At 66.4% G+C, this 12,145-nt stretch carries 10 protein-coding genes; 1 reads left to right on the plus strand and 9 read right to left on the minus strand.

Features of this window, described 5'->3' with window-relative positions:
- Positions 1 to 227 precede the first annotated feature (227 nt).
- The 4 genes from hflX to trkA form a co-directional block, all read right to left on the minus strand.
- Positions 228 to 1,502 (minus strand): GTPase HflX, encoded by a 1,275-nt coding sequence (hflX, locus tag BMW90_RS03195; protein ID WP_074834936.1) that lies wholly within the window; start codon positions 1,500 to 1,502, stop codon positions 228 to 230.
- Complete coding sequence (hfq, locus tag BMW90_RS03200) at positions 1,499 to 1,738, minus strand: RNA chaperone Hfq (RefSeq protein WP_048531263.1); 240 nt, start codon at positions 1,736 to 1,738, stop codon at positions 1,499 to 1,501. The genes hflX and hfq overlap by 4 nt, the downstream gene beginning before the upstream one ends.
- A gap of 129 nt (positions 1,739 to 1,867) precedes the next feature.
- Complete coding sequence (locus tag BMW90_RS03205) at positions 1,868 to 3,382, minus strand: TrkH family potassium uptake protein (RefSeq protein WP_048531261.1); 1,515 nt, start codon at positions 3,380 to 3,382, stop codon at positions 1,868 to 1,870.
- On the minus strand, positions 3,383 to 4,759 hold the full coding sequence (trkA, locus tag BMW90_RS03210) for a Trk system potassium transporter TrkA (RefSeq protein ID WP_048531259.1): 1,377 nt from the start codon (positions 4,757 to 4,759) through the stop codon (positions 3,383 to 3,385).
- Between the two features lie 214 nt (positions 4,760 to 4,973).
- On the opposite strand from trkA, the gene BMW90_RS03215 reads away from it, so the two are divergent.
- Positions 4,974 to 5,495, plus strand: a complete 522-nt coding sequence (locus tag BMW90_RS03215) for a cell wall hydrolase (RefSeq protein WP_074834938.1) — start codon at positions 4,974 to 4,976, stop codon at positions 5,493 to 5,495.
- Positions 5,496 to 5,701: 206 nt separating this feature from the next.
- Here the strand turns inward: BMW90_RS03215 and BMW90_RS03220 are convergent, their stop codons facing one another.
- From BMW90_RS03220 to BMW90_RS03240, 5 genes are all read right to left on the minus strand, one after another.
- Positions 5,702 to 6,256, minus strand: a complete 555-nt coding sequence (locus BMW90_RS03220) for a hypothetical protein (protein ID WP_074834940.1) — start codon at positions 6,254 to 6,256, stop codon at positions 5,702 to 5,704.
- An 83-nt stretch (positions 6,257 to 6,339) separates the two neighbouring features.
- Positions 6,340 to 6,921 carry a hypothetical protein gene (locus BMW90_RS03225; RefSeq protein WP_074834942.1) on the minus strand — a complete coding sequence of 194 codons (582 nt, stop codon included), beginning with the start codon at positions 6,919 to 6,921 and terminating at the stop codon, positions 6,340 to 6,342.
- 15 nt (positions 6,922 to 6,936) lie between these two features.
- The gene (gene ntrX / locus BMW90_RS03230; RefSeq protein ID WP_048531251.1) at positions 6,937 to 8,349 is read right to left on the minus strand and encodes a nitrogen assimilation response regulator NtrX; all 1,413 of its coding nucleotides are present in this window, start codon (positions 8,347 to 8,349) and stop codon (positions 6,937 to 6,939) included.
- A complete protein-coding gene (locus tag BMW90_RS03235; protein WP_407657373.1) occupies positions 8,346 to 10,523 on the minus strand; it encodes a sensor histidine kinase NtrY-like in 2,178 nt (725 codons plus the stop codon). Before BMW90_RS03235 ends, ntrX begins: the two co-directional genes overlap by 4 nt.
- 250 nt (positions 10,524 to 10,773) lie before the next feature.
- Entirely contained in the window at positions 10,774 to 12,138 is a 1,365-nt protein-coding gene (locus BMW90_RS03240) for a sigma-54-dependent Fis family transcriptional regulator (protein WP_048531250.1), read from the minus strand.
- Between the last annotated feature and the right edge of the window lie 7 nt (positions 12,139 to 12,145).

A 12,145-nucleotide genomic window follows, 5' to 3' on the forward strand; every position in this document is an offset into this window, starting at 1 on the left:
GCCACTTCATCCCGGCCAGGCCCGTAACAGTTCGCGAAAGAACGCCGACAGCAGCCAAATTGCAGCCTCGGGAAGCGGGTCTGCGATGGCGCAGCAGCCTGCGCCCCGGCCCAGCCAACCCGCTACCGTACAGACCTTCACCGTCCCGGCCCTGCGCCGGGACCTCCCGGCCAGCCTCACACCGGCGCGTTCGGTTGCTTGCTCGGGCTGCGCCCCAGTTCCGCGCCCTACAGCCTTGCGAATTGCGCTTCCTGTTTGCGGCTCCAGGCCACCTTGAGCCGATAGCCGGTCTCGTCCTGCGCCTCGTCGGTCACCAGACCGCGCTCGAACAGCCAGGCGCGCTTGCGGCCCTCGCCGAAACCAAGCGCCACTTCGGTCTCGTGTTTTTCGGCCTCGAGCGCGCGGGTCACCGCATCGAGGAAATCCCCCATGCCGTCGCCGGTCACCGCCGAAAGCGTCACGATGGCATCGTCGCGGGCCGCGCGGGCCTGAAGCGCGGCCCGGTCCTCGGCGGCAATCCGGTCGATCTTGTTCCAGATCTCGAGCTGCGGGGTGCTGTCAGGCACCCCGAGGCTGCCCAGGATGGCGCGCACGTCCTCGGCCTGCTCTTCGCTGCCCTCATGGCTGATGTCGCGCACATGGCAGATCACATCCGCCGCCAGCACCTCTTCCAGCGTGGCGCGGAAGGCGGCGACCAGTTCGGTCGGCAGGTCCGAGATAAAGCCCACGGTGTCCGACAGGATCACCTCGAGCCCGTTGTCGAGTTCGACCGCGCGCATCGTCGGGTCGAGCGTAGCAAAGAGCATGTCCTTGGCCATGACCTCAGCCCCGGTCAGCCGGTTGAACAGCGTCGATTTGCCGGCGTTGGTATAGCCCACCAGCGCGACAATCGGAAACGGCACCTTGGCGCGGGCCTTGCGGTGCAGGTCGCGGGTCTTGACCACCTTGTCGAGCTGCCGGCGCAGGCGCACCAATTGATCGTCGATCGCCCGCCGGTCGGCCTCGATCTGGGTTTCGCCGGGGCCGCCGACAAAGCCGAGCCCGCCGCGCTGCCGCTCGAGGTGGGTCCAGGCGCGGACAAGGCGGGTGCGCTGATAAGACAGCGCCGCCATCTCGACCTGCAACACCCCCTCGCGGGTGGCGGCGCGGTCGGAAAAGATCTCGAGGATCAGCCCGGTGCGATCGAGCAACTTGACCCCCCAGTCCTTTTCGAGATTGCGCTGCTGCACCGGTGTCACCGGCCCGTCGACCAGCACCAATTCGACGTCCTCGGCCTTGAACCGGGCGCCCAGTTCCTCGATCTTGCCGGAGCCGAAGAGCTTGCCGGGCTGAACGTTTCTCAGGCCGACGACCTCGGCGCCCACCACCTCGAGATCAGGCAGCGCCGCGGCCAGGGCCACCGCCTCTGCCAGCGCCGGTTCGGGCGTGCGCCGGTCCTGATCGGACTTGATGTCGGGATGCAGGACCCAGGCACGGGTCACATGCGTGTCATGCTCTTTCAAGCGCCCTCGTCACCGTCATAAAGGTTGATCGGCTGGGCCGGCATGATCGTCGAGATCGCATGTTTGTACACCAGCTGCGACTGCCCGTCGCGGCGCAGCAGCACGCAGAAATTGTCGAACCAGGTGATCACGCCCTGAAGCTTGACGCCGTTGATCAGGAAAACCGTCACCGGAACCTTGGTCTTGCGCACGTGATTCAGGAACGCGTCCTGAAGGTTCTGTCTGTCCGAAGCCATACCTAAATTGCCTTTGTTCTTGCCGTAGTTGCCGCGGATCGGCCCCCTCACTGAGGCGCGAGTATGTCGTGCCAGCCAAGGGTTTTCCAGCCCCGAATGACGACAAATTATGCTGCGGTGCAGCAAAAGTCAATTGCGCCACAGGTTGGGCGACAAAAGCGCGATGATCGCCAGCGTTTCCAGCCGCCCCAGCACCATGGCCGCGCCATAGACCAGCTTGGCCCCGGCGTTGAGCTCGACCAGCACGATCGGCGCCTCCAGCGCCACGTCGGTCAGCGGCCCGGTTGTCGACAGCGCCGAGGTGGCCAGCACGATGGCGGCGTCGAAACGCACGCCAAAGCCGCCGAGAATCACCGTGATCGCCGCCAGCGAGATGGCGAAGAGCATGAAGAAGACCCAGGCCACAAAGGCGCCGTGCCGGCGGATGCGCCGGCTGACGGCGCGGGCATTGCCGACCGAGGAGGGATGTACCAGCCGTTCGATCTCGCGCCGGCCGTTGAGATAGAGCGCGAAGACCCTGAGCAGCTTGACCCCGCCGGCGGTGGTGGCCACGCCGCCACCGATCATGGCAAGCCCCAGAAGGATGATGCCCGGGTTGTCGAGGCCGGACCAACTGCGCGCGGCGGCCCAGTCGGCGCTTTCGAAGCCGGTGGTCGAGAGAAACGACAGCACGGTGAACATGCTGCCCCAGGCCGCACGGACGGCAGAGAACAGGTCGTCAACCTCGTCGACCTCGAAGGCCCCGGCCCAATGGCGCAGGATCAGAAAGCCGGGCACCAGCACCACCAGCAGCAGGCCCAGCCGGAACTCGGGGTCATGGCGCAGATCGGCGGCAGCGCCGGTGACGGTGTCATTGGTGAAGGTCAGCCGCGACAGCGAGAACAGCAGAAAGAGAAAGATCAGCCCCTCGCCGACAAAGCCGGCCGCACCGCTCTGCACCCCGCCGATTGGCGAAATGCCGGAGGTCGCCAGCGTCGAGGCGGCATGGCTGAAGGCCACCAGCGGCGCCTCGCCCGCCACCAGCAGCGTGATCCAGAGCGCCAGCGTCAGCCCGAAATAGACCGGGATCAGCCGCCACGAGGTCCGCATCAGCCGGGTCACCGGATCGGCGCCTTCCATGGTGGCGACGCGGGCTTCGCCACCGCCCGGCTCGGCGCTGGCGGTCACCTCGAAGCCGCCGAGATTGAGCGGCGCGAGGATCGCCGCCGCGGCGATCCACATCAGCAACCCGCCCATCCAGCCGACCAGCGCGCGCCAGAGATGCAGGGTGTCGGACAGCCGTTCCGGCGCAAACAGCGTCGCGCCGGTGGTGGTAAAGCTCGAGACCATCTCGAGATAGGCGTTGAGAAACGAGGTGGTGCGCAGCGCCTCGTGAAACGGCACCGCCATGATCAGCGGCAGCACGGTGAAGGCGCCCAGCAGCCCCAGCAGCTGGCGCAGGCCGGAACGGTTCTGCACCTGGTTCGAAATGGCGATGCCGACAAGGCTGACCAGGATCAGCGTCAGCAGGCCGGCATAAAAGAAGGTACGCGCCTGGTGAAACGCTTCCGAGGCCAGCGCATGCACCGCCGGAACCATCATCCACAGCCCGCAAAGCCCCACAAGCTGAAGAAAGAAGGGAAGGTTTTTCAGGGTGTTGAGCATCTAGAAAAAGTCGATCGAGACCTGGAGCAGGCGCTCCACCTCGGGGACATCCTTGGTCATCGAGAACAGCGCGATGACATTGCCCTCTTCGATCCTGAGCGCGCCTGTGGGCCGCATCACCTTGCCCTCCTGCAAGACCGCCCCCACCAGCACACCCTCGGGGAAATCGATGTCGCGGATGCGCTGGCCGGCGATCGGCGAGGTCGAAAGCACCTCGGCCTCGATCACCTCGGCCTCGGCATCGCCCACCGAATAGACACCGCGCACCCGGCCATGGCGGATGTGGCGCAGGATCGAGCTGACGGTGGTGGCGCGCGGGTTGATATAGGCGTCGATGCCCAGCGGCCCCATCAGCGGCACCAGCGTCGGATCGTTGATCAGCGCGATGGCAAAGGGACAGCCCTCGGCCTTGGCGCGCACCGCCGCCAGCATGTTGACCTTGTCGTCGTCGGTGACCGTCAGCACCGCGTCGGCGCGGTGGATATTGGCCTCTTTCAGCAGCGCCGCATCCAGACCGTCGCCATTGAGCACGATGGTCCGCTCGAGGATATCCGCCGCCCGTTCGGCGCATTTGCGGTTCTTCTCGATCACCTTGGCGCGGATCCGCTCGGCCCGGGATTCGAGCGCCTGCGCCACGGCGAGGCCGACATTGCCGCCGCCGACCAGCACCACGCGCTCCTGCTTGGTCTGGGTCTTGCCGAAGATCTCCATCGTGCGGGTCACGTCGTCGATGTGGCTCATCAGATAACAATCGTCGCCGGCAAAGAGCTGATCGCCGGGATCGGGCGCAAAGAGCGTGCCCTCGCGACGGATCGCCACCACCACCGACCGCAGGGTCGAGAACAGATCGGTGAGCTGGCGCAGCGGCGTGTTGAGCACCGGGCATTCGGCGGTGAGCCGAAGACCGAGAAACTGCGCCTTGCCGTCGAGGAAATGCTCGGTGTCGAAGGCGGCCGGCGCCGAAAGCCGTTGCAGCGCGGCGTCGGCGACCTCCTTCTCGGGCGAGATCACCACGTCGATCGGCATGTGATCGCGGCGGTAGAGATCGGAATAGATCGCGTCGAGATAGCTCTGAGAGCGCAGTCGCGCCACCTTGCGCGGGATGGCAAAGACCGAATGGGCCACCTGACAGGTGACCATGTTGACCTCGTCGGAATGGGTGGCGGCGATGATCATGTCGGCATCGCGCGCGCCGGCCCGGTCGAGAATGTCGGGATAGCTGGCAAAACCGGCAATGCCCTGCACGTCCAAGGTATCGGTGGCCCGGCGCACCAGGTCGGGGTTGCTGTCGACCACCGTGACATCGTTGCGCTCACCCGACAGATGACGCGCGATCTGCCAGCCGACCTGTCCGGCGCCACAGATGATAACTTTCATGGCTCAGGCTCCCCTGCCCCGATCGCGAAAATCATCCTTGGCAGATGCGTGCAAGAGCGTCAACGCGCTACGCGGATGGCGACGGGCCAGCTGTGGCAAATACGGCAAGCGGCCGCGTTCCGGCCGCCTCCCGGGCAAAAAGACTTGCAAAAGCCGCCCGAGATTGCTGTGACGCTGAAAACCTGCGCAGCCACACAGCGAGAGAGACCGCCGGATGACCCTGACGAAGACTAGCCTGAGAACCGTGACCCTGGTCTCGGCGCTCGCGATTCTGGCGAGCTGCGGACAACGCGACCGGTCGGCGCCGCGCCCCGACCCGCAGGCGCTGGAATGCATGACCCGGGCGATGTACTTCGAATCGAACCGCTCGAGCCGCGACGGCATGATCGGGGTGGGCACCGTGGTGATGAACCGCGTCGCCTCGGACGATTTCCCGGATACGGTCTGCGGCGTGGTCTCGCAGAAGAACCAGTTCGCGCCGGGCGTGATGACCCGCCCGATGACCGACCGGGGCCTGCCGCTGGCGCTGGAATCGGCGCGGGCGGTGCTGCAAGGCGAACGCCATCCGCTGATCACCAAAGGCCGGTTCTTCCACGCCGCCTATTACGTCGCGAACTACAACAACATCCATTATGTGGCGACCGCCGGCGGCAATGCGTTCTACGAAAAGCGCCGCCCGGAACTGGTGACCCGCCGCACCCCGCCGACCCAGATCGAAGGCCTGACCGGCGGCTGATCCCCCGTCCCGGGTGCGGGCCGGGTGTTTTCAGCGGGATTATGGCTCTTCGCGAGGACCGGGGCACTTCGCCGACCCAGAGGCCCCGGCGCGGGGCCGGGGCGCGGATCTCGGGCCAATTTCCCAACGCCCTGACCGGCGGCAGCGCCCCCCCCCCGTCCCGGGCCCGCCCCGGGACCTCTGGCCTTGAGGCCAAGACGCCGGGCCTACTGCCCGAAGCCCTGCATGGCCTTGAAATCCATCTTTTCCAGCGTGGCGAGCATGGTTTCGGTATCCGCGCCGGAGACCTGAACCAGAATGCGGTTGGCCACCAGCCCCATGATCTCGCCGTCCTGAATGGCGAATTTCTGGCGGTTCACCCGTTCGACCGTCAGCCCCATCATCGCGGCATTGTTGATCACCCCAGCCAGGCTCGCCACCATCGGATTGTCGGCCATGAGCTTGATGGCAAAGCGCTTGCCCTCGCCGGCATAGCTTGCCTCGGCGCCGACGCCACCGCCGATCATTGCCAGCCCCGGGGCCGCCTCTTCGTCGATCTCGCGGGTCCAACCTTCGGGCGCCGGCGGCAGAAAGGCGCTGAGCGCGCCGGTCTTGCGGCCAAGCAGCTGCTGCCTCGCGATGTCGATCTCATCGAGGGCGTATTGGATATCGCCCGCTTCATAGGCCGCGAGGGCGCTGTTCAGGGTGTCGGTGATCTCGTCGGCCGCCAGCGGCGTGGCAACAAGACAGGCGGCGGTCAGAAGGCCGGGGAAAATACGCATGAAAAATCTCGTGTGGTGCGGTTATTCGCGAAACCTGCCGCGAAGCGACGCGCAAGACAAGCCCGCCGCCGGGTGTCGGCTGTTCAGAGACCGAGCCGCGCCTTCTGTTGCGCTTGCCAGGCGCGCACCGCTTCCAGCGTTTCCCATTCATACCGCGGGTCTTCCGTCACCCGGCCGAACCACAGCCGCCCCTGGCCGATGCGCCAGGGATCGAGCAGCAGCCCCGCCTCCATCGGCCGGCCCCGGGCAGAGACCACCACCGAGACATGTTCGAGCCGGACGTTGCGGGCATTGGAAAAGCCGACGTGCAGATCGATGGTCCGCAGCCTCTCGGCATGCAGCGCCGCATAAAGCGCATTGGTCCAGTCGCGGCAGAGCCCCTTTTCGCGCAGGCCGTGGATCACCTTGAAATTGTGCTTCAGCGGCGGGTCGACCACCTGCCATTCCTCGGCCCAGTCGAGCGGCCGCAATACCGCGATCCGCGCGGTGCGCCCCGCCTCTTGCGCATCCACCTCCGGCCCCAGCGCCAGAAGCGCCCGGGTCAGCGCGGCGATCCGGGCCTCGCCGTTGCCGGTTTCGGCGAAACTCATCTGCGGCGCCGGCGCGCCGCAGCCGGCCGACAGCCCCAGCGCCGCGAGGCCCAGGGCCACGCGGCGCCGCGTCATCACTGCTGGCACCGGTCAGCCCGCCTGTGCCGCCGTCTCGCCGACCCGCGCCACCCTGGCACCGGATTTCGACGAGGTGACCACGCCCAGCGACTTCAGCTTGCGGTGCAGGGCCGAGCGCTCCATGCCGACAAACGAGGCGGTGCGGCTGATGTTGCCGCCGAAGCGGTTGATCTGGGTCAGCAGGTATTCCCGCTCGAAGGCCTCGCGCGCCTCGCGCAGCGGCAGGGTCGCCAGCGTGCCGGCCAGCACCACCCGGCCCTCTTCCTGCCCCGCCGGCGCATCCTGCGGCAGCTCATGGGCGTCGATCTCGCCCGTGCCGTCGCCAAGGATCAGCACCCGTTCGATCAGGTTCTTGAGCTGGCGGACGTTGCCCGGCCAGGTCATCGTCTGCATCAGGGCCACGGCCTCATCCGACAGGCTGCGCATCGGCAGGCCCTGGGTGTCGTGGCAGACCTTGATGAAATATTGTGCCAGCACCGGGATATCCTCGCGCCGTTCCTCAAGCGAGGGCACGGCGATCGGCACCACGTTGAGCCGGTGATAGAGCTCCTGGCGGAAGCGCTCGGCCTCGATCTCTTCTTCCAGGTTACGGTTGGTCGAAGAGATCACCCGCAGGTCCACCCGCACCTTGTCTGTGCCGCCGACGCGGGTGAACTGCTGATCGACCAGCACCCGCAGGATCTTGGACTGGGTGCCGAGCGGCATGTCGGCCACCTCGTCGAAGTAGATCACCCCGCCATGCGCCTGTTCCAGCAGGCCGGCCTCGACGCCGCGTTCGGCGCTCTCGCGGCCGAACAGCACCTCCTCCATGGTCTCGGGCTCGATCGAGGCGCAGTTGACGGTGATGAAAGGCGCCTCGGCGCGGGCGGAATGGGCATGGATGTAGCGCGCCGCCACCTCCTTGCCGCTGCCGGCCGGCCCGGTCAGCATCACCCGACCGTTGGATTTGGTCACCTTGTCGAGCTGGCCCAGCAACGCCCGGAACGCGGCGCTTTCGCCGACCATCTCGGCGGCGGTGCTTTCCTTGCGCTTGAGCTGCTGGTTCTCACGGCGCAGTCGCGATGTCTCCATCGCGCGGCGGATCACCACCAATAGCTGATCGATGTTGAACGGCTTCTCGATGAAGTCATAGGCGCCCTGCTTGATCGCGGCGACGGCGATCTCGATATTGCCATGGCCCGAGATGATCACCACCGGAATGCCCGGGTTGTCGCGCTTGACCGTCTTGAGGATGTCGATGCCGTCCATCCGGCTGTCCTTGAGCCAGATATCGAGGATCATCAGCGCCGGCGGCTCGTCGTTGAGCGCGGCCATGCATTCATCCGACCCGCCGGCAAGACGGGTGGTAAAGCCCTCATCTTCCAGAATATCCCCGATCAGCTCGCGGATATCGCGTTCGTCGTCGACAATTAGAATATCGCTCATTTGCTCGTTTCCCCTCGGTCCTCTTCACGCACACTGTCCAAATCCGCCGCCAAAGGCAGCCGGATCACGGCCATCGCCCCGGCAGCGGGCTGGCCGTCAAATCGCGGCGCGTCTTCCAGTGCAAGACTGCCGCCATGTTCCTCAATGATCTTCTTGACGATGGGCAGGCCCAGCCCGGTGCCCTTGTCGCGGGTCGTCACATAGGGCTCGAACAGCCGCGCGCGGTCTTCGGGCAGGCCGATGCCGTTGTCCATGATGTGGATCAGCGCCTGGCGGCCCTCGTCCTCGCAGGTGACGCGGATCATCGGCCTGTGGCCCTCGGGCGCGCCACGCTCTTGCAGGGTCTCGATGGCCTCGCCGGCGTTCTTGATCAGGTTGGTCAGCGCCTGGCTGATCATCGTGGCGTCGAGATCGGCCATCATCGGCCCTTCGGGCAGCGCCACGTCGAAGCGCACATCCGGCTGGCCGCTTTCCTGCAACAGCAGCGCGCCGCGCAGCAGGTCGACCACATCCTCCGGCGCGCGGTCGGGTTCCGGCATGCGGGCGAATTTCGAAAATTCGTCGACGATGCGCCGCAGGTCGTTGGTCTGGCGCACGATCACCCCGGTCAGCTCCTCGAGCTTGGCGGCGCTGGCCGCGTCGAGCTCGCGGCGGAACTTGCGATGGATGCGCTCGGCCGAAAGCTGGATCGGCGTCAGCGGGTTCTTGATTTCATGCGCGATGCGCCGCGCCACGTCGCCCCAGGCGGCCATGCGCTGCGCCGCCACCAGGTCGGACACATCGTCGAAGGCCACCACATAGCCTTCGAGCCCGCCGTCCTCGCGGCTTCGGGTGGCCATGCGCACCAGCAGGTTCTCCTGTCTGCCCTCGCGCACCACCTTGACCTCTTGCTGCACCACGTTGCGTTCGCCGGCGGCCAGTGCCTCGAACAGCGGGCCGAATTCCGGCACCGCCACATTCAGCGGCACGGTCTGGCGGTTTTCGCTCCAGCCCAGAAGCCGCTCGGCCGAGCGGTTGACGAAGGACACCCGCCCGGCATCGTCGAGCCCGACCACGCCTGACGTCACCGAGGACAGCACCGAATCGAACATCCTGCGGCGGCGTTCGATCTGGCGGGTGTTGTCGAGCAGGGTCTCGCGCTGGCCCTTGAGCTGACGGGTCATCTGGTTGAAATAGCGGCCGAGCATGGCGATCTCGTCGTCGCCTTCCTCTTCGCGCACCTGCACATCCAGATCGCCGGCACCGACCCGCTGCGCCGCGCCGGTCAGCCGGCCCACTGGCCGCGACAGCCGTTCGGCGAACCACAGGCCCAGCCAGGTGGCGGCCAGCACCAGCAACAGCGCAAAGCCCAGGTAGATCAGCGCGAAGTCGAACAGGCGCCGGCCGCGCTCGCTTTCCTGCTGCTGATAGAACTGCGCGGTCTGCTGGGTATCGTCGAGCAGGTCGAGCAGCTCGCCGTTGACGTTGCGGGAGATATAGAGATAGCGATCGGGAAATTCGCTGAGCGGCACGATGGCGCGAAACTCGCTGTTTTCCCAATCCTCGATCAGGCTCAGGCTGTTATCGCCCTGGCTGGCGGCGATCTGCGCCGCCGTGGGTTTCTCGAAATCGAACAGGTAGGACCGTTCGCCACGGGTGCGCAGTTCGCCGGTGCCGTCGATCAGATAGGCCTCGCGCAGCCCGCGCTGGATCAGCCCCTGCCCGTCGGTCAGCACCTTGCGCAGATTGGTCGTCGGATCGCGCAGCACAGTCGGACGCTGGGCATTGATATAGCCGGCCAGCGCGCGAGCGTCCTCGGCCAGATCCTCGCGCTGTTCGGCCTGATAGGCCTTGGCGGCCGAAAGCGACGCCCCCACCACCTGGCGCACCCTGTCCGAGAACCAGGTCTCGAGCCCGATGTTGATTGTCAGCACGGCAAAGACCGCCACCGTCACCGCCGGAATCAGCGCCATCAGTGCAAACACCCCGGTCAGCCGCAGGTGCAGCCGCGACCCGGCCGAACGCGCCCGCCGCGCCGCCACCATCCGCGCCACCCGTTGCAGCACCAGCGCCGCGATCAGCAGGACATAGACAAAATCCGCCAGCAGGATCAGCCGCAGCCCCGGCGCGCTGGCGCCCATATTGAGCGGCCCCATGACAAGAAAGGTGGCAAACGCCAGGCAAGGGCCCAGCACCACCAGCGCCAGGGTCGTGATGTTCTGGACCCGACGCTGACGCGCCCACCGCCGCAGCCCCTCCAGAGAGACCCGCCGAACCGGCGGAGTCCTGCCGCCCCCGTTCAAACCTCGCGCCGATGCATGTGCCCCAGTGGCCACAGACCGCCCTCACTCAGATGTGCCGCTTGCGCGGCGAACCGCCATATCCTGTGGCTCTCTCCCGTCCAACCACATGGGTTGCGACATCGGGGCCACTCATGTGGCTGTTTTACATCAACTTGCGGCGCCGTGTCACGGGAATATCGAGATCGGTGATTTTCTTGCGCAGCGTATTGCGGTTGATGCCGAGCAGTTCGGCGCATTTCGCCTGATTTCCGCCTGTGGCCTCGAGCGCGATTTCGATCAACGGGTATTCCACCTCCTTGAGAATACGCTGATAAAGCCCCGGCGGCGGCAGGAGCGCGCCATGCAGGTCGAAATACCGGCGCAGGTGGCGGGAAACTGCCGCCCCCAGCTTTTCGCTGCTGCCGCCCGAAAGCACCGGCTCCATCTCGGGTTGATTGCCAAGCACCAGCTCAACCTCGGTGCGGGTGATTTCCTCGGCCCGGCTGGTCAGACTCAGCCGGCGCACCGCGTTCTCCAGCTGGCGGACATTGCCCGGCCAGCTGTAGGCGCGAAACAGCTCGGCGGCATCGCCCGAAAGCCAGCGCTTGGGCGCGCCGTCGCGCTCGGCCCGCAGCAGGAAATGATCGGTCAGCAGGGCGATGTCCTCGACCCGTTCGCGCAGGCTCGGCACCTGGATCGAGGCGCCCGAGAGCCGATAGTAGAGATCCTGCCGCAGCCGCCCCTTGTCCAGCGCCTCGGCCAGGTCGCCCTGGCTGGTCGCCATGAAGCGCGGCACGTGGTCGCCGGGCGTGTCGATCATCCGCACGATCCGCGCCTGGATGTCATCGGGAATGTCGGTGATCTCGTCCAGCAGCAGCGTGCCGCCCTTGACCCGCGCCAGCACCCGCGCCGGGCCTTCGATGTCCTGCAACTCATTGCCGGTGACGGTGACAAACGGCAGCGTGCGCCGGTCGGAGAAGTCGTGAATGGCCCGCGCGATCAGGGACTTGCCGGTGCCACTTTCACCGGAAATCAGCACCGGAAGATCGGTGTTCATCACCCGCGCCACCAACCGGTAAAGCGCCTGCATCACCGGCGTCCTGCCGACCAGCGGCAATTCGTCCGGCTGATCGGGCACATCCGGCGCCGGCCGGGCCGGGGCGCTGCGCGCCTCGAGCGCCCGGGCGGTGCGCTTCATCAGATCCGGCAGATCGAAGGGCTTGGGCAGGTAATCATAGGCCTCGGCCTCGGCCGCCTGGATCGCCGTCATGATGGTGTTCTGCGCCGAGATCACGATGACCGGCAGGTCGGGTCGGTCCTGGCGGATTTTCGGAAGCATTTCCAACCCATTGCCATCCGGCATTGCAACGTCGGAGATGACCACGTCGCCCTTGCCCTCGCCGACCCAGCGCATCAGCGTGGTCAGCGACGAGGTGGCATGCACCTTGCAGCCCGCGCGGGTCAGCGCCTGGGTCAGCACCGTGCGGATGGTGCGGTCGTCGTCAGCAACCAGGATCGTGCCGTCCATGAGAAAT

It is taken from the genome of Marinovum algicola (genome assembly GCF_900109145.1).
Taxonomy (GTDB): Bacteria; Pseudomonadota; Alphaproteobacteria; order Rhodobacterales; family Rhodobacteraceae; genus Marinovum; species Marinovum algicola.